Below are 17,120 nucleotides of genomic sequence, written 5' to 3' on the forward strand. Positions count from 1 at the left end.
ATGATTCAAACGGAATTAGGATGACGCCTAGGTAATTAGGATGGCACCCATCCTAATTACTAACACAATAAACGCGCTTATTAATATTCATTAATTAATTGTCGGATGACATGGCTTCGCCATTTATCCGACCTACTCAAACTAGTTCGCCTTTTTCACAAATTTCGCTGTTACCATCATTTCGCCAATGCCATCTACTTTACAATCAAGTTCGTGATCTTTTTTATCAAGCACTCTTCTAACTACCGCTTTGGTGCCAATTTTAATTACTTGCGAGCTGCCTTTAATTTTTAAATCTTTGGCTACTGTCACTTTGTCGCCATCACTTAGCACAGTGCCGTTGGCATCTTTAACTAAAATTGCGTCTTCATCGTTTGTATTATTTGGGTTCCACTCATGAGCACACTCGGGGCAAATAAGCAGTTGTTGGTCTTCGTAAACATATTCACATTGGCATTTTGGGCAAGCAGGCAGCGACATTTTTAACTCTCATAAGGTATTGTTTTGCGTATTTTAATCTGCGTTATTAGTTAATCAATATTTTTTATCTTCACGCTAAAAATATCTCGTTTGTGCGTTTTTAAAAAAGGGCATATAAAGCACATGTCGCTTAAGCAATTTAAGCGCTAACTCGTACAGTAGGTACCTGTTAAAGCACCCATCATATTAAGTGATTCGCGCAATGCCCACTTAGTACGATGGGTGTTTCTATTTATAATGCTTAGTATTTTACTAAGCATGCTTTTTATATTTTGACTTAACTAGGAAAAGTCGTGTTTAAAACCTTAATTGTGGTTGATAACAACGAGCAAACGCTTGCTCAATCGTTCGAAAATGTAATTACGTTTAATACCTACTTACGTGATTACCCAAAACATAACGAACCAAAAACACGCATTATTAATCTGTGCGACTCAAGCCAATACTTGAGCAAAGGTTACTATTGCTCGTTACTTGCTGAGGCGCGCAAGCACCAAGTTTTACCCAGTGTAAAAACCATTAATGCACTTCGTAGTGGCCAAGCTCCTATGTTAAATGTGGGCCAAATAGACGGCACACTTTACTTTGGTAATGCCCAAAACGATTTACAATCAAAAGCGGCAAAGTCGGTATTTAAACAATACCCAACGCCTATTTTATTTGTTGATGAGCAAGGCTTATTACAACAAGGCTCGATGTCGTCTTTAAACGAGCAACAGTACAGCGAATTTGTAGCCAAGCTAGATAACTTTACTAAAACGCAGTGGCGTATTAGTTCGGTACAACGTCGTTTTAGATGGGACATGGCAATACTTGTTGATCATAACGAAAAAGTACCACCGAGTGATAAAGACGCCATTGCACGTTTTATTAAAGCAGCGGCTAAACACGGTATTAATGCACAAGCATTAAGCTTTGACGAAATTGATAACATTGCCCAGTTTGATGCGTTATTTATTCGCCAAACTACAGCGATTGACCATCCAACGTATCGCCTTGCAAGCAAAGCGCAAAGCCTTGGTTTAGTGGTTATTGACGATGCTGAGTCTATTTTACGTTGTTGTAATAAAGTGTATTTACACGATGCGTTTAATTACCAAAAAGTGCCAAGTTTAAAAACGGTTGTAGTGGCTGATCAAGCAAATGAAACGCTTGAGCAATTAGAAGAAGCGTTTACGTATCCGCTTGTTTTAAAAATGCCTGAAGGGTCCTTTTCAAAAGGTGTGTTTAAAGTTTCAAACCGTGATGAGCTTGCCGCTAAGCTTACAGAGCTGTTTGAATATAGCGCATTAGTGCTTGCACAAGAGTACATGTATACCGAATACGATTGGCGAGTGGGTGTGTTAAATGGCCGTGCAATTTATGCATGCCGCTATTTAATGGCGCGTAACCATTGGCAAATTTATAACCACGACGCTAAACGGTTTTTCTCTGGTGGCTTTGAAACCTTGCCAACCTTTGAGTTACCAAAAGCGGTATTAGATGCAGCATTAAAAGCATGTAAAACAGTGGGTAGGGGTTTATATGGCGTAGATGTTAAAGAGCATCAAGGCAAAGCATACGTGCTTGAAGTAAACGATAACCCAAGTATTGATCACAAAGTAGAAGACGGCTATTTAGGCGATGAGCTATACATGATCATTATGGATGAGTTTAAACAACGCTTAGAAGCACGAGGCCGTGGGTAATAACATGAGCAACCTTGTTATTCGAAAGGCGCTTAGCAGTGATTTAAACGCACTGATTGACGTTGAAAACGCCTGCTTTAATAACGATAAATTGAGCCCGCGCAGTCTAAAACGCTGGCTTAGTGCAAAACACGGTATTTTACTCGTTGCAGAAAGTGGCGAGCAAATATGCGGCTATGGGCTAGTATGGTGCCATAAAGGGACTCGCTTAGCGCGTTTATATTCGCTTGCTGTTTTACCAACTATGCAAGGTAAAGGCATTGCAAAAGCACTGCTTACTAGTCTAGAAAAAGAAACGTGTGAGCGGGCTCGTATTTACCTTCGTTTAGAAGTGGCTGTAAATAACGAAGGTGCGATTGGGCTTTATCAAAGCTTAGGCTACAGAGTGTTTGGTCAATACAGCGATTATTACGATGACCACAGTGACGCACTACGAATGCAAAAAAACATTCGACAAACAAGTGAGTTAAGAGTGGCGCGTTTAACGCCGTGGTATCAGCAAACAACTGAGTTTACGTGCGGACCTGCTGCGCTACTAATGGCAATGGGGGCACTTGAGCCAGCTACTGAGCTTAGCCAATCACATGAGCTGGCACTTTGGCGTGAAGGTACCACCATTTTTATGACATCGGGTCATGGTGGTTGCCATCCATTTGGTTTGGCACTTGCCGCTCATAAGCGGGGTTTTAAAAGCGAAGTAATGGTTAATACCACAGAGCCTTTGTTTTTAGATGGCGTACGCAACGAAAACAAAAAAGTGGTACTTGCCACCGTGCATCAACAATTTGTAGATGGTATTGCACAGGCAAATATACCCCTTACACATAAAGATGTAGAGCTTGAGCATATTGAGCAGTGGTTAAGTAAAGGCTTTAGCGTGCTGTTATTAATTAGCACATATAGTTTTGATGGTAAAAAATCACCACATTGGGTGTGTGTTACGCACCTTGATGAGCACTGCGTGTATGTTCACGATCCGTTTTGTGAGCCCGGTAACGATAAACAGCTCGCAATAGATTGCCAATATGTACCTATTGCACGAAGTGATTTTAGTAAAATGTCAGCGTTTGGTAGCCAACGTTTAAGAACGGCGGTGGCTATAGCTAATAAAATATAAGGTTAACAGTGACTTTTTTAGATTTAATTGATGTAGCCCCGTATTCGTGGGCAGCTATTGGTACTGCGGCTTTTTGCGGTGCCATTATTGGTATAGAGCGCCAATTGCGCGGCAAACCTGTAGGTATTCGTACATCAGCCCTGATAACCTTGGGTACATATTTGTTTTTATCCACTGCGTTTAATTTACAAGGGGATGTAATAGATCACTCTCGTGTGGTTGGGCAAATAATTACAGGTATTGGCTTTTTAGGGGCAGGCGTTATGCTTGCTAAAGATGGTGCGGTAGTTGGCGTTACATCAGCCGCGACTATTTGGGTGCTTGCATCAATAGGCGTTATGATAGCGACCGAAAACCTTGGCGCTGCAATAAAACTCTCGGTGCTGGTGGTCGGTATTTTATACGGTGTTGACGTACTTGAGGCTAAATTTAAAAGCTTAAGTAAAGGTGTACACACTAAAGTAAAAAACTATCAAAAGCGCTATTATCGAAAAGAATTTAACGACACAGAACGCCACTAAAAGTGGCGTTTTTTAGTGCTATTGAAATTAGTACTACTCGAACAAGCACTATAATTAGCCAAATAACTTTCGTCTAACTACTTTTCTATAACCACTAGGTGTTTGGCTTAATACTTTTTTAAACACGCGTGTTAAATGACCTTGGTCGTTATATCCCACTTCTAAAGCCACTTCTTGAATTGATAAATTTGATGATGCTAATAACTCCTTCGCACCTTCTACGCGTAATTGTTGCCAATACTCAATAGGGCTTTGATTAGTGGCGGCTCTAAAACGGCGGGTAAAAGTACGGTAGCTCAAGCTAAATTGGGCAGCGACTTCTTGCAGGTTTAACTCGGTGGCTAAATTTGTTTTTAGCCAAAACTGAATTTGCGCAATTAGCTCGTCTGGGTGACGGTCAACTGCACCTTCTAAGTAGCGTTGATCTTCGTAGGGTTTACGTATTTCGTGCGAAAAGTTTCGCTCTACATGTTGAGCGGCGGCTTTTCCATAGTACTGACTAATAATATGTACGATCACATCTGCAAGGGCATTAAGGCTTGCTACGGTGTACATGCGTTCTGACTGGGTTATAAAAAAGTCGGGTTTTAAACGCACTAACGGGTAGTCGTGGCTAAATTGATTGGCGTAGTGCCAATGGGTTGTAGCAGGGTGCCCATCAAGTAAGCCAGCCTCAGCTAGTAAGCAGTTGCCAGTGCCTACACCAATTATATGACTGCCTGCGCTAAAGCTCTCGCTTAGCCAATCAACTACGTCTTGATTTGTACGCATTACAGGGCGTGGGTTTCGCCAAATTCCGGGCACTATAATTAAATCGCTGTAGGGCGCATTAGTTGTTATGCAATCAGGAATTATCGCAAGGCCTGCGCGAGTAGCTATAGATTCTGCATTTTTAGCCACTAAATTTATAGCAAGCGGTCTAAAGCTTTGCTTATCAATATGGCCTTTAGCAAAGGCCTCGCCGGCTCTTAACATCTCAATAGGCAGCGTTAAACTGGTAACTAATAAATGCGGATATACCGCTATAGCAATGTTTAGTGGTGGATTAGTGTTTTTTTCAGTCATATAAATGCTCCGACCAGTGCCTTTTGGCCTTTTGTGCTGAATATTTGGCTATTAAAGCACAATGTATAGTGCATAATCCATTTAAACTGCCTCTTCTTCTAATAACACGTTTTTAAAGGTAAATTATGACTGCATTACCCGTTATAGTAGGCATGGGTGGCATTAACGCCGCTGGCCGTACTTCTTTTCATCAAGGTTATCGCCGTATCGTGTTAGATAGTTTAAATGCTCAAGATCGCAGTGAAACATTCTTAGGCCTCGCCACACTGATGAATCTAGTAAGCGTTGTAAACGGCCAATTACAAGATACACAAGGTAATAATGTTGAGCAAAGCGACATAGAAGCACGCTTTGGTGAGCAAATTATTGCTGGTACTCTTATTCGTAAAATTGAAAAAGAACACTTTGATGCAGATGCCACACCGTGGCAGCAAAAAATGACGCTAAACGCATCAAGCGATAACGCAATTGTGTTTGAAACGCGCGCTCGCGACTTACCTACACCTGTTCCAGCTAGCTGGCAAGTTGAAGAACTTGAAGGCAAAAAAGTAAAAGTAACTATTGCAGCCGACTTAGATGTTAAGCATGACTCAACACGTGATAACCCGATTAAATCTGCAGGGCAATTTCCGACTGGGTTTGATCCGTCTGTTATGTATAACAGCCGCTATCAGCCTCGTGGTCTGCAAGCTACTATTTTTGCAGCTACCGATGCTATTAAATCAACAGGGCTTGATTGGCAGCATATTATGAATAGCGTAGAGCCAGATAAAATCGGTACCTATTCAGCATCGGTAATTGGCCAAATGGACGACAAAGGCCTAGGCGGTTTAGTAAAGGCGCGCCAACAAGGCGACCGTGTTAGTACTAAGCAGTTAGCACTGGGCTTAAATACAATGTCGACCGACTTTATTAACGCGTATGTTACGGGCAATGTAGGGACTACGTTTTCGACCTCGGGCGCCTGTGCTACGTTTTTATACAACTTACGTGCAGCGGTTAACGACATACAGGCAGGGCGTACACGCGTTGCGGTTGTCGCAAGTGTTGAGTGTGCTATTACACCAGAAGTGATTGAAGGCTTTGGTAACATGAGCGCACTTGCAAATGTTGAAGGTTTGCGCCGTTTAGATAACTTATCAAGTGATGAAGAACCAGATTATCGCAAAAGTAGCCGCCCATTTGGCGACAACTGCGGCTTTACATTAGGTGAAGGCGCACAAGTTGCTATTTTAATGGACGATGCCTTAGCCCTTGAACTAGGCGCTGACATTATGGGCTGCGTACCGGATGTATTTGTAAATGCAGATGGCATAAAAAAATCAATCACGTCACCTGGTCCTGGTAACTATATTACCATGGCTAAATCGGCTGCTTTAGCAACGAGCCTTTTAGGCAAAGAAGCTTTGCAAGAACGTAGCTTTATTTTAGCGCATGGCTCAAGTACACCACTAAACCGCGTAACAGAGTCGCTGATATATCACAAAGTGGCACAAACGTTCGCTATTGATAATTGGAAAGTGACAGCGCCAAAAGCCTATGTTGGTCATACTATAGCTCCTGCAAGTGGCGACCAATTAGCGATAGCTCTAGGTGTATTTAGCCATAATATTATGCCGGGTATTACCACAATTGATAAAGTGGCTGATGATGTTTACACCGATCATCTTGATATTCGTAATAGCCATTACGAATGCGCCGATATGGATATTGCTTTTATAAATTCGAAAGGCTTTGGCGGTAACAATGCAACAGCTACCGTACTTTCACCAAAAGTAACAATGCAAATGCTCGCTAAGCGCCATGGCGATGAAGTTATGAGTAGTTACGCGCAGAAAAAAGTGGCAATTAAAGCCGCGCAACAAACGTATCAAGCTCAAGCAGATTTAGGCCAATATGAGCTTATTTACCGCTTTGGCGACGGACTTATTGACGACAACGACATTGTAATAGACGAGCAAAGTATTCAGTTACCTGGCTTTGAAAAAGCAATTACGTTTAGCACAACAAATTCCTATCAAGATATGTTTTAAGCACACATACTTGTTAGCAAGGCGCTTTTAAGCGCCTTTTTTAATGCCTCAAATATATTTATCTATTAAGTTTTTTCTAAGTGAAGCTCATTAAATGAACTGATTTTTTGTATTTACACTTGCTTTTATGTTGATCGTTTGTTTCTATTATATAAACACTATCTAGGATGGATAAAACTGATGAAAAAACTCATATTAGCGCTTTCTTTAACTTGTACTTTTACTCAACTCTCTGTTTTTGCAGACGACTTTATTCCTGCAGAAGTGATTAATAAAAACTACGATCAGCTCACTAATACTTCTTCGCGCGCTTCGAGGTTAGAGGGGATTAATTTGAGCAGTTACGTGGTTGATAAAAGCGGGCAGGTTAGTGATATAGAAATTGTAGCTACGGTTGGGCAAAAAAAGTATCAAAGAGAAGTAATGGATTACGTGTCTAAGCTCAACTACCAAAGTGCAAAATTAAATGGTGAGGCTATACCTGTAGCAAAAACCATTACTGTAAGTTCGCAAAATTTACATATTAATTTTTCAAACGATAAAGCGTCTCGCGGCTTTTTTAATGATTATGAGCAAGCTAGTAAATTAATCGACGAAAAGAAATACGATGAAGCTAAAAGCCGTATCGATGAATTAGAAAATGAACATACAAAAAATACGGTTGAGATTGTTTTGCTTGCATGGCTTAAAAGCCAGCACAGTTATTTTGTCCAAGACTGGAAGAGCTTTGATCAGCATATCTACGAAGCGTTTTTATTTAGAGCTAATCTACCGGATCAAATTCAAAAACGTGTGATTAAAAACGCTTTACAGTGGTTTATATCAAAACAAGATTATGTACGTGCTTATGATGCAATAGATGCACTAGGCAATATTGAATCCATAACCTTTACAGAGCAAAACAAGGAACAGTTGTTAACTCAAGTGAACGATATTTATAAAAACTCGGGAGATATTAAGCAACAATTTAGTTTAGCTTCAGAACAAGCTGTAATGCCTATGATGTCGAAGTCTGAAGTTAAATTAGAATCAGAATTACCACTGAGCAAAGTGCAACTTAGATGCGAAAACAAAGTCGTTGACTATGACACTAATACAATTGATAAAATTGTTATTTCGAAAAATGATTTGCGTTGTGGATTATTAATAAAAAGCGCTCAAGCACAAACAATTACACTTAAGCAAAGCGGTGAAAGCTTTTTATAAAAATTGTAACTCCCCACATATAAATTATGGGGAGTTATTGCATTAATAAGTTTTGGCTATTCAAATAATGCATTGGAATTTTGCTGCAATACTTATTAAAAAAACTGTTACTTAAACTTTTTTACATACCTAAGCGTTATAAAATTAATAATGGCAAGTAAAATGGCTATTTCGTAACGGCTGTAGGCTACAGCTATACCAATTAAGCCCATATTCCAAATACTGGCTGCGGTTGCTGTGCCGGAGGTTGATTTGTTATTTTTCAAAATTGCGCCACCGCCAATAAAACCAATACCAGTAATGATGCCTTGCAACATTTTTGATTGAGCTTCTGCGCCATCTAAAACCGACATAGCAATTAATGCATACCCACACGATGCAACAGCAACAAGAGGAAAGGTACGAAGGCCTGCGCCATCATTACTACGCTCTCTGTCGTATGCCATGGGTAGTGCAAGTAGGTATGCAATACCTAAGTGTATTAAGTTATCAATGATTTCATTCCACTGTAAATCAATTTCCATTATTGAGCCTGTGCTGGTTAACTTTGTTAATAATAAGCAAACAGCAAGCCATGGAATAAATGACTAGTAATCAATGGTTTATTGTTAATATCTATATTTAACAAGAATTATTGAGGAAACTTTTACATGTTTTTATTACTATTTTACGCAATAGTTAATTTGATCTGAGTTTTAAAGCCCCGTATTCTTTTATCCAGACTAAAAGACACCTATGTGAATCTCTTGCCTTTAAATAAAACATTAAGCACACCCACTAAGCTTGAAAAAACAGCCTTACTATTTTGCGTTGTGTTATCTGTTATTGCTTTTTTATTTCCTGAATTACTCACAGAGCACTTACAACCCGCTATTAATAAAATTTTAGGTTATTTAGGGTCGCCATTTTTTATATTGGTAAACTTGTTACTTTTTTCTGTGATAGCTATTGCTATAAGCCCATTAGGGCAACGAAAAATAGGAGGAGCGCAAGCACTTGTTGAGTTTAGTACCTTTGGTTGGCTTTCTATGTTGTTTGCAGCAGGGATGGGCTCAGGACTTATATTTTGGGGAGTAGCAGAGCCTGCACTACACACGGTTAACTCGCCTTTAAAGCAAAGCTTGTATCCCAACCACCAAACAAGTGGTTTGGCGCTTACCTTAGTTAATTGGGGCGCGCATGCATGGGCGCTCTATGCAGTATTTGGCTTGTTATTAGGTGGGCTTACTCGCAATAGTGGTAAAGCGGGCGATATTAGTGCTCCTGTGATCAGTGCAACTAAAGGCGTTATTAATCGGGCTTGGCAGTTACAGCTGAGCTTTAGCATTAAATTAATTGCCATACTTGCAATATTTTTTGGTGTCGTGGGCACAATTGCTAATTCAACTTTATTACTGCGTAAAGGGCTCGAGCTTGAGCTAGGGGTTGAGTCTGCTTTATTTTCGGGGCTTATTATTATTTTTTTAATTGCGCTGCTTTATACCATTTCTGCAAAGTTGGGGCTTAAAAAAGGAATTCAAACTCTTAGTAAGTTTAATGTGTTTTTAGCATTTGCACTTATAGCATGGCTATTAATTTTTGTGCCTATAAAGCCAATTATAGACATAGCTGTAGGAGGAACATGGGATTACATTCAGCTCATAACCACAGGTACATGGCAGTTTGAAAGCGTACTTAATGACCCCGCATGGGCAACAGGTTGGACATACAATTACTATTTTTGGTGGTTAGCTTGGGGCCCGTTTGTTGGTGTGTTTTTGGCAAAAATTAGCCAAGGACGGCCGGTTTGGCAATACATTTTAGGTGTCGTATTTGTACCAACCTTTGTGACTATTATATGGTTTAGTGTGTTTTCGGGCTCTGCAATTGCGTGGGATCAAACTCACAATGCAGGCATTTTAGAGGCTATTAAAGCCGATTATACGCAAGGGCTGTTTGTATTTTTCGAGCAATTAGGCTGGCAAGGCGGTCTATTAATTTGGTCAAGTTTATTGCTTCTACTCATTTTTGTAGCCACATCAGCAGACTCTGCTGTTTTGGTTATTCGCCAATTAAGTGGTGCAAGTGAAGCTCAAACATGGAGCTTGTATGCTTGGTCGTTTGCACTAGGTTTATGCGCTTTTGTTTTGTTAGTACAAAACAATGAACCATTAAAAAGAAGCGTTGCTATTATTGGAGCGCTTCCTTTTTTAATTATATTTATATTGCAATTAATTGGTTTTATTAAAGAGTTCATACGTGAATTTAAGCACTAAGGCTTATATTTTTTTACAATGCTATTTTTAAAATTGTATATAATTTAGGTAATTATATTGGTGGGGTTAATAATGCGTACTTTATTGATTATTCTATTTTCAAATGTATTAATTGGTTGCGCTGCTGCGGGTATAATTTTAGATGGGGCAGCGCGCTCTCAACCTGGCCCAGTAAATGCGGGGCCTGTTGTAAAAGATAAAGAGGGCTTTAGCTTTACTAAACTCGGTGTTGAAGCCGATATGGCTATAGTTGAATTTATTAAAGGTAAGGGCAATAACAATACGGTACAAGTATGCAGGCAAGTGAGTAAAGTATTGAAAGAGTGTGTAGAGTTAGAAAAGTCATCCCTACACACTAATGAGCCTATGCAGTTAAAAACTGATGATGAAATAATAAGTGTTGGTCAATAAAGCTGCTTATAAAAAAGTAGCTATGATCGTAGCCTGCTTGCATTTCAAGTGTAAGTGGGTAGCCTTTTTTATCAGCAATAGCGACTAAGTTTTCTGGCTTAAGTTGCTCTTGTAAAAAGCCATCAGCATCACCTTGACTCACTAACATGGGTAAGTAATGAGCTTGCTCTGCGTTTTTCATCAACTCGCAGCTATCATATTGTGCCCAAAGCGCTTTGTCATTTCCTAAATAACCAGTAAATGCTTTTACACCCCAAGGGCATTCAATCGGATTTACAATAGGGCTAAAAGCCGAGGCACTTACAAACGAAGTCGGGTTTTTAAGTGCAACCATTAATGCACCGTGCCCGCCCATAGAGTGACCACTAATTGCTTTTGTGCTTGTAATCGGAAAATGTTGTTCAATAAGTGCTGGTAATTCACTAACAACATAATCGTACATATTAAAATGAGTGTTGTAAGGAGCTTGCGTGGCATTTACGTAAAAGCCTGCGCCTTGTGCAAAGTCGTAGCTGTCTTCATTGGGGACGTTTTCGCCGCGCGGGCTAGTGTCAGGCGCTACAATAGCAATACCCAGCTCAGCTGCTTTTTTAAATGCGCCGGCTTTTTGCATAAAATTTTCGTCTGTACAGGTTAAACCTGATAGCCAATAAAGTACCGGTACTTTGTTTGTCTCACTTGCGCCAGGTGGTAAAAATACGGCAAAGCGCATAGTGCTATGTGTACTTTGCGAGCTGTGAGTATATTGTTTATGCCAACCGCCAGACACTTTTACACTTGAGATATTTTCTAACATACTTAATCCTTAAAAGCCGTAAACTTAAAAGTATTACGGCTTATTAATAAGCTATTTTACGAATGCAGTTTATTAGTAATGAATGACTGTACGAATACTTTTGCCTTCGTGCATTAAGTCAAACGCTTCATTAATATCTTCAAGGCCCATTGTATGAGTAATAAAGTCGCTAAGAGCAAATTCACCCGCCATGTAACGCTCAACAATTTCAGGAAGTTGTGAACGGCCCTTAACACCACCAAATGCGCTACCACGCCATACACGCCCAGTTACCAGTTGAAACGGACGGGTTGATATTTCTTGGCCAGCACCCGCCACACCAATAATTACCGATTCTCCCCAACCTTTATGGCAACACTCAAGTGCTGAGCGCATAACGTCAACATTACCGATACATTCAAACGAGTAGTCAACGCCGCCGTCTGTCATTTCAACAATAACTTCTTGAATTGGCTTGTCGAAATCTTTTGGGTTAATTAAATCAGTTGCACCTAGTTTTGTAGCTAAATCGAATTTAGTGGTGTTTATATCAACACCAATAATACGACCCGCACCAGCCATTTTTGCGCCAATAATCGCAGACAAACCAATACCGCCTAAGCCGAATATAGCAACAGTGTCGCCAGGCTTTACTTTAGCAGTGTTGGTAACTGCGCCCATGCCTGTTGTTACACCACAGCCGAGTAAGCAAATCTCTTCTAGTGATGCTTCTTTATTTACTTTAGCGAGTGAAATTTCTGGCAATACAGTGTACTCAGAGAACGTTGATGTACCCATGTAATGATAAATTGGTTGGCCATCTTTAAAAAAGCGTGTAGTGCCGTCTGGCATTAGGCCTTTACCTTGTGTTTCGCGCACGGCTGAACACAGGTTAGTTTTACCTGAAGTGCACATTTTACATACGCCACATTCTGCAGTGTATAAAGGAATAACATGATCCCCAACTTCAACACTCGTTACGCCTTCGCCAACAGCATAGACAACACCAGCGCCTTCGTGACCTAAAATAGCAGGAAATATGCCTTCAGGATCTTGGCCTGATAATGTAAATGCATCGGTATGACACACACCTGTAGCGGTAATTTTTACCATTACTTCGCCTTTTTTAGGCATCATCACATCAACTTCTTCAACACTAAGTGGTTGATTAGGACCCCAAGCAATGGCAGCTTTTGATTTAATAAATTCAGACATGTGTTTTATTTCCTTTAACTGGCTATTAAAAAATAATTGTAGACCCAATTTGCTTGGGTGATGGGCTTATTGTATTTGTTTCTCAAATAATGATAATCTCAATTTTATTAAAACACTTTTACAGTATGGTAATAATGGCGCGTTGGAATGGAATAGATGAGTTTATAGCTGTAGGGGAGGAGGGCAGCTTTACTGCGGCTGCAAAAACGCTTGGGCTTTCGGTTGCGCATATTAGCCGCCATGTTACGGCGCTTGAGCAACGTTTAAATACCCAGCTTTTAACCCGTACTACTCGTAAAGTGGTTTTAACTAAAGAAGGCGAAGTGTATTTACATCAAATAAAGCACTTACAACATGCTATGGATGAGGCAACTCAAGGTCTTGCCACGCACCAAACTACACCAAAGGGTAAAATTAAGCTCACAGCCCCTGTTATGTATGGGGAAACGTTCATTATGTCTATAGTGCATAATTTTATGAAGGATCATCCCGAGGTCGAAGTTGTTGCCACACTAAGTAACGAGCAAGAAAACTTATTAGAAGGAGGATTTGATTTAGCAATAAGGCTTGGGCATTTAAAAGATTCGAGCTTAAAAGCGCGTAGGTTAAGTGCGCGGCGTTTTATTATGTGCGCGGCACCACAGTATTTAACGCGATTTGGTGAGCCGCATACTTTAGGCGAGCTAAACAGCCATGAATGTTTAATTGGGAATAGTAGCTACTGGCGCGTAAACGAAAATGGGCGCGATAAACACATTAAAATAGCGGGGCGGCTACAGTGTAATAGTGGTTGGGCGCTGGTGGATGGCGCAAAAAAGGGGCTCGGTATTGTACAACTCCCAGACTACTACATTGAAAACGAAATTAACTCAGGACAATTAGTGCCTATTTTAACACCCTATCAACCACAGCAAGAAGGAGTATGGGGCGTGTATCCGCCAAGGCAGTTTGTGGCCACTAATGTACGGGTATTGCTCGATTATTTAGTTAAAGGGCTGAAAACTTAACCGCGAATTAATGGTTAAACACGTATTGCTGTAAATATAGCCAAGTATCAGATTTTTAAATTATTTCTTACATTTTACGCCATACCCAAAGGCACTTTTTTCGTGCTACTATTGCTCAATACTTTTACGATAAGTGTTAAAAATAATATGTTTCAACCGGTTAGCTTATTTATAGGGCTTAGATATAGTCGCTCCTCTAAAGGAAATGCGTTTATATCGTTTATTTCGTTTTTTTCTATTGCCGGTATCGCTATTGGTTTAATGGCATTATTTACGGTAAGCAGTGTAATGAACGGGTTTGAAAATAGCCTAAAAACCAATATGCTTGGACTTATTCCGCATGTTGAAGTTAGCGCAGGTAAAAACACTGCCACCCAAATGAACACCCTAAAAACCGACCTCGAACAATCTCCTTATGTTGATCATGTAAGCTTATATCGCCACGGTGAAGCTATTTTGCAAACGAATAAAGACTTGCACGGCGTTTTATTACAAGGCCTTTATAACGATAGTGGTTCTTTGTATAGAATTACCGATAAAATAGTGCAAGGCGATTGGAAAACTGTATTAAACAAAAATTACAACATTGCTATAAGCCGTTATTTGAGTCGTAAATTAGGCGTTAGCGTGGGTGATAAGCTTCGCGTTATTATGCCTAATGCTTCAACGTATACACCACTTGGGCGAGTACCCAGCCAGCGTTTATTTAAAGTTGCCGCAATATACGAAACCGGATCTGAGATAGATATGGCGCTTGCGTTTACGAGTGGCGCTTCACTACAACGGGTGTTAAAGCTGGATAAAAACACTGCCCCAAATTTAAGTGTTTCATTGCACGAACCTTTCGAACTAGATGAGTTTATTGAAGCAAGCCAGCGTATTTTACAAGATCATAATTATAGTGATTGGCGCAGTACCCAAGGTACTCTATTTGCAGCCGTTGCTATGGAAAAGCGCATTATGTCTATGTTGCTTGCCCTCATTGTATTGGTGGCTGTATTTAATATTGTATCGGCATTAACCATGATGGTAAGCGAAAAACAAGGTGAAGTAGCCATACTACAAACGTTAGGTTTAACACCTTCGCAAGTGCAAAAAGTGTTTATGGTGCAAGGCCTATATAACGGCGTAATTGGTACCGCAATAGGCGCATTTTTAGGTGTAATATTTAGTTTATATATAAATGAGCTACTTGCATTAGTTGGCTTAAACTTATTGGCGGGTATAGAGCTTCCGGTAAAATTTGATATTTTGAGTTTAGTAATAATAGCGTTTGCCAGTATTGCTATGAGCTTTTTAGCTACCTTATATCCTGCGCGTAAAGCCGCAAAAGTAAAACCAGCAGAGGTATTACGTTATGAATGATTTAGTAATTAGTTGTGAAAATTTAAGTAAGGTTTATCAAGATGGCAGCAACCAAGTTGAAGTATTAAAAGGCGTTGATTTAGCGCTTCAGCAAGGTGAAATGCTCGCTATTGTGGGGAGTTCTGGCTCTGGTAAAAGTACGCTTTTACACATACTTGGCACATTAGATACCGCAAGCTCAGGTAGCGCTAAAATTAAAAACCAAGAAGTTGCAAAACTTTCGCGAACAGAGCAAGCCGCATTTAGAAACCAAAATTTGGGCTTTATCTATCAATTTCATCACTTATTAATGGAGTTTAGCGCAGTCGAAAACGTGGCTATGCCATTATTAATTAAAGGCTTGAGTGCAAAAGAAGCCAAAGCTCAAGCGCTCGATATGCTCGAAAAAGTAGGCCTTGCACATCGCAGCTCGCATAAACCGTCTGCGCTTTCTGGTGGAGAGCGCCAACGCGTGGCTATTGCCCGCGCACTGGTTACTAAACCTGCGCTTGTGCTTGCTGATGAACCAACCGGTAATTTAGATAAACAAAATGCGATTAAAATTTACGATTTAATAAATGAGCTTAACCAAAGCTTAAACACGAGTTTTGTGGTAGTTACACACGATTTAGAACTTGCCGATAAGCTAGGCAAAATAGCTTATTTAGACGATGGAAAACTAGCTATTAAAGAGTCGCAGCATGTTGCTTAGTGCATTTTTAAGTAAACGTTTTAGAGCCTATTCAGGCCACAAAGATGAAAAAAACGGCTTTGTTAGTTTTATCGCTAAAGCGTCGACTATTGGTATTTTATTAGGTGTCGCGGTTTTAATTGTGGCGCTGTCGGTAATTAATGGTTTTGAGCAGCAACTAGTACATAGATTGCTAAGTGTTGTGCCGCAGGTTGAATATGTAGCACCAAGTAGACCCATCGCGAATTGGTCGCAAAAAGTTGAGGATTTACAAACACAACCGCATGTAACAGGGGCTGCGCCATTTATTGCAGTGAATGGGATGGCGCAATATAAAAGCCAGCTAAAAGCGATAGAAATTCGAGGTGTTGAGCCATCGATCGAGAGTAATGTATCGGCGGTAAATCAGTTTACCAGTGGTAAGTTAGTGAGCCAGTTAGGCCTTGACGATGTAATTTTAGGTAAGCAAATAGTAAAACAGTTAGATGCAAAAGTAGGCGACAACATTACGTTACTTATTCCGCAAATAGGCCAAAAAGGTCAGTCATTATTAGCGCCTAAACGCGTAACACTTAACCTTGCAGGTGTTATAGAAATGGGCGGCCCCATTGATAGTACCGCTGCGTTTATACATCTTAATAAAGCGCAGCAAACATTGGGTTACGATGAAACTCAAGTAACAGGGCTGCGGTTAAGTGTTGATGATGTGTTTTCGGCGCACCAAATAGCGCTAAAAGTGGGCCAAACTATTGACGACTACGTGTATGTTTCCAGTTGGTTTAGAACCCAAGGCAGCCTTTATCAAGATATTCAAATGGTACGTACCATTGTTTATATTGTGGTGTTTTTAATTATAGCGGTAGCCAGTTTTAATATTGTGTCCTCCTTGGTAATGGAAGTACGCGAAAAACAAGGCAATATCGCAATTTTAAAAACCATGGGCGCGAAAGACAGTACTATTTTAGCCACCTTTGTAATGCAAGGCTTAATGCAAGCATTTGTAGGCGTGGCACTAGGAACACTAATTGGTGTGGTATTAGCGCTTAATATAAGTGAGCTTTTTACGTGGATAAGCCAATTATTTGGAGCCAATCCACTTGAGGGCGTTTATTTTATAGAGTTTTTACCAAGTAAATTAGTACTTGAAGACATTGGTATTACAGTGATTGTTACGTTTGTGCTTGCGATACTTGCCACTATTTATCCTGCATGGCAAGCAACGCGCGTAGATCCTGCCAAGGTGCTTGGTAACTAGGTATAAGAAGCTCAGATAAAAATTAATAGGGTGGTATTAGTAAACCTGTTAAACTAG

The 17,120-nt window shown here is 40.2% G+C and carries 16 protein-coding genes; 11 read left to right on the plus strand and 5 right to left on the minus strand.

The features are described from left to right. Positions 1 to 141: 141 nt before the first annotated feature. The gene (locus GQR38_RS01355) at positions 142 to 480 is read right to left on the minus strand and encodes a zinc ribbon domain-containing protein YjdM (RefSeq protein WP_165721531.1); all 339 of its coding nucleotides are present in this window, start codon (positions 478 to 480) and stop codon (positions 142 to 144) included. Positions 481 to 773: 293 nt separating this feature from the next. On the opposite strand from GQR38_RS01355, the gene GQR38_RS01360 reads away from it, so the two are divergent. The 3 genes from GQR38_RS01360 to GQR38_RS01370 are packed head-to-tail and all read left to right on the plus strand — an operon-like array spanning position 774 to position 3,806. Further along, positions 774 to 2,168, plus strand: a complete 1,395-nt coding sequence (locus GQR38_RS01360) for a RimK family protein (RefSeq protein ID WP_101164034.1) — start codon at positions 774 to 776, stop codon at positions 2,166 to 2,168. A gap of 4 nt (positions 2,169 to 2,172) precedes the next feature. After that, on the plus strand, positions 2,173 to 3,285 hold the full coding sequence (locus tag GQR38_RS01365) for a GNAT family N-acetyltransferase/peptidase C39 family protein (protein ID WP_165721532.1): 1,113 nt from the start codon (positions 2,173 to 2,175) through the stop codon (positions 3,283 to 3,285). Between the two features lie 8 nt (positions 3,286 to 3,293). Beyond that, entirely contained in the window at positions 3,294 to 3,806 is a 513-nt protein-coding gene (locus GQR38_RS01370; protein ID WP_007582656.1) for an MgtC/SapB family protein, read from the plus strand. A 54-nt stretch (positions 3,807 to 3,860) separates the two neighbouring features. Here the strand turns inward: GQR38_RS01370 and GQR38_RS01375 are convergent, their stop codons facing one another. Further along, positions 3,861 to 4,871 (minus strand): helix-turn-helix domain-containing protein, encoded by a 1,011-nt coding sequence (locus GQR38_RS01375; RefSeq protein WP_165721533.1) that lies wholly within the window; start codon positions 4,869 to 4,871, stop codon positions 3,861 to 3,863. Positions 4,872 to 4,996: 125 nt separating this feature from the next. Between GQR38_RS01375 and GQR38_RS01380 the strand changes: the two genes are divergently transcribed. After that, on the plus strand, positions 4,997 to 6,904 hold the full coding sequence (locus GQR38_RS01380) for a beta-ketoacyl synthase (RefSeq protein ID WP_165721534.1): 1,908 nt from the start codon (positions 4,997 to 4,999) through the stop codon (positions 6,902 to 6,904). A gap of 180 nt (positions 6,905 to 7,084) precedes the next feature. Continuing rightward, entirely contained in the window at positions 7,085 to 8,110 is a 1,026-nt protein-coding gene (locus GQR38_RS01385; protein ID WP_165721535.1) for an energy transducer TonB, read from the plus strand. 107 nt (positions 8,111 to 8,217) lie between these two features. Here GQR38_RS01385 and GQR38_RS01390 read toward each other — a convergent pair whose 3' ends face one another. Beyond that, positions 8,218 to 8,634, minus strand: a complete 417-nt coding sequence (locus GQR38_RS01390) for an MgtC/SapB family protein (RefSeq protein WP_024590122.1) — start codon at positions 8,632 to 8,634, stop codon at positions 8,218 to 8,220. A gap of 213 nt (positions 8,635 to 8,847) precedes the next feature. On the opposite strand from GQR38_RS01390, the gene GQR38_RS01395 reads away from it, so the two are divergent. After that, the gene (locus GQR38_RS01395; protein WP_346774067.1) at positions 8,848 to 10,365 is read left to right on the plus strand and encodes a BCCT family transporter; all 1,518 of its coding nucleotides are present in this window, start codon (positions 8,848 to 8,850) and stop codon (positions 10,363 to 10,365) included. A 72-nt stretch (positions 10,366 to 10,437) separates the two neighbouring features. Beyond that, on the plus strand, positions 10,438 to 10,776 hold the full coding sequence (locus tag GQR38_RS01400; RefSeq protein ID WP_010554463.1) for a hypothetical protein: 339 nt from the start codon (positions 10,438 to 10,440) through the stop codon (positions 10,774 to 10,776). Here the strand turns inward: GQR38_RS01400 and fghA are convergent. Both fghA and GQR38_RS01410 read right to left on the minus strand, forming a co-directional pair. Continuing rightward, positions 10,730 to 11,572: an S-formylglutathione hydrolase gene (gene fghA, locus GQR38_RS01405; RefSeq protein ID WP_101164039.1), complete on the minus strand. Its 843-nt coding sequence runs from the start codon at positions 11,570 to 11,572 to the stop codon at positions 10,730 to 10,732. The two genes, GQR38_RS01400 and fghA, sit on opposite strands and share 47 nt — an antisense overlap. A gap of 72 nt (positions 11,573 to 11,644) precedes the next feature. Next, positions 11,645 to 12,766: an S-(hydroxymethyl)glutathione dehydrogenase/class III alcohol dehydrogenase gene (locus GQR38_RS01410; protein WP_007375333.1), complete on the minus strand. Its 1,122-nt coding sequence runs from the start codon at positions 12,764 to 12,766 to the stop codon at positions 11,645 to 11,647. Between the two features lie 134 nt (positions 12,767 to 12,900). Here GQR38_RS01410 and GQR38_RS01415 point away from each other — a divergent pair, with 134 nt between their 5' ends. The 4 genes from GQR38_RS01415 to GQR38_RS01430 all read left to right on the plus strand — a co-directional run bounded on the left by GQR38_RS01415 (position 12,901) and on the right by GQR38_RS01430 (position 17,063). After that, positions 12,901 to 13,773 (plus strand): LysR family transcriptional regulator, encoded by an 873-nt coding sequence (locus GQR38_RS01415; protein WP_206005988.1) that lies wholly within the window; start codon positions 12,901 to 12,903, stop codon positions 13,771 to 13,773. Positions 13,774 to 13,920: 147 nt separating this feature from the next. Continuing rightward, the gene (locus tag GQR38_RS01420; protein ID WP_165721537.1) at positions 13,921 to 15,138 is read left to right on the plus strand and encodes a lipoprotein-releasing ABC transporter permease subunit; all 1,218 of its coding nucleotides are present in this window, start codon (positions 13,921 to 13,923) and stop codon (positions 15,136 to 15,138) included. Continuing rightward, positions 15,131 to 15,829 (plus strand): lipoprotein-releasing ABC transporter ATP-binding protein LolD, encoded by a 699-nt coding sequence (lolD, locus tag GQR38_RS01425; protein ID WP_007375330.1) that lies wholly within the window; start codon positions 15,131 to 15,133, stop codon positions 15,827 to 15,829. The genes GQR38_RS01420 and lolD overlap by 8 nt, the downstream gene beginning before the upstream one ends. After that, positions 15,819 to 17,063, plus strand: a complete 1,245-nt coding sequence (locus tag GQR38_RS01430) for a lipoprotein-releasing ABC transporter permease subunit (protein WP_165721538.1) — start codon at positions 15,819 to 15,821, stop codon at positions 17,061 to 17,063. Before lolD ends, GQR38_RS01430 begins: the two co-directional genes overlap by 11 nt. Positions 17,064 to 17,120: the final 57 nt, after the last annotated feature.

Source organism: Pseudoalteromonas sp. c7(2019), from assembly GCF_011378625.1.
In the GTDB taxonomy this organism is placed as follows: Bacteria; Pseudomonadota; Gammaproteobacteria; order Enterobacterales; family Alteromonadaceae; genus Pseudoalteromonas; species Pseudoalteromonas arctica.

What these genes read in the sequence shown, in the direction of transcription:
- GQR38_RS01355 (WP_165721531.1), bottom strand. Translation starts at nt 480, where the DNA reads ATGTCGCTGCCTGCTTGCCCAAAATGCCAATGTGAATATGTTTACGAA.
- GQR38_RS01365 (WP_165721532.1), top strand. Translation starts at nt 2,173, where the DNA reads ATGAGCAACCTTGTTATTCGAAAGGCGCTTAGCAGTGATTTAAACGCA.
- GQR38_RS01375 (WP_165721533.1), bottom strand. Translation starts at nt 4,871, where the DNA reads ATGACTGAAAAAAACACTAATCCACCACTAAACATTGCTATAGCGGTA.
- GQR38_RS01380 (WP_165721534.1), top strand. Translation starts at nt 4,997, where the DNA reads ATGACTGCATTACCCGTTATAGTAGGCATGGGTGGCATTAACGCCGCT.
- GQR38_RS01385 (WP_165721535.1), top strand. Translation starts at nt 7,085, where the DNA reads ATGAAAAAACTCATATTAGCGCTTTCTTTAACTTGTACTTTTACTCAA.
- GQR38_RS01390 (WP_024590122.1), bottom strand. Translation starts at nt 8,634, where the DNA reads ATGGAAATTGATTTACAGTGGAATGAAATCATTGATAACTTAATACAC.
- GQR38_RS01400 (WP_010554463.1), top strand. Translation starts at nt 10,438, where the DNA reads ATGCGTACTTTATTGATTATTCTATTTTCAAATGTATTAATTGGTTGC.
- fghA (WP_101164039.1), bottom strand. Translation starts at nt 11,572, where the DNA reads ATGTTAGAAAATATCTCAAGTGTAAAAGTGTCTGGCGGTTGGCATAAA.
- GQR38_RS01410 (WP_007375333.1), bottom strand. Translation starts at nt 12,766, where the DNA reads ATGTCTGAATTTATTAAATCAAAAGCTGCCATTGCTTGGGGTCCTAAT.
- GQR38_RS01415 (WP_206005988.1), top strand. Translation starts at nt 12,901, where the DNA reads ATGGCGCGTTGGAATGGAATAGATGAGTTTATAGCTGTAGGGGAGGAG.
- GQR38_RS01420 (WP_165721537.1), top strand. Translation starts at nt 13,921, where the DNA reads ATGTTTCAACCGGTTAGCTTATTTATAGGGCTTAGATATAGTCGCTCC.
- lolD (WP_007375330.1), top strand. Translation starts at nt 15,131, where the DNA reads ATGAATGATTTAGTAATTAGTTGTGAAAATTTAAGTAAGGTTTATCAA.
- GQR38_RS01430 (WP_165721538.1), top strand. Translation starts at nt 15,819, where the DNA reads ATGTTGCTTAGTGCATTTTTAAGTAAACGTTTTAGAGCCTATTCAGGC.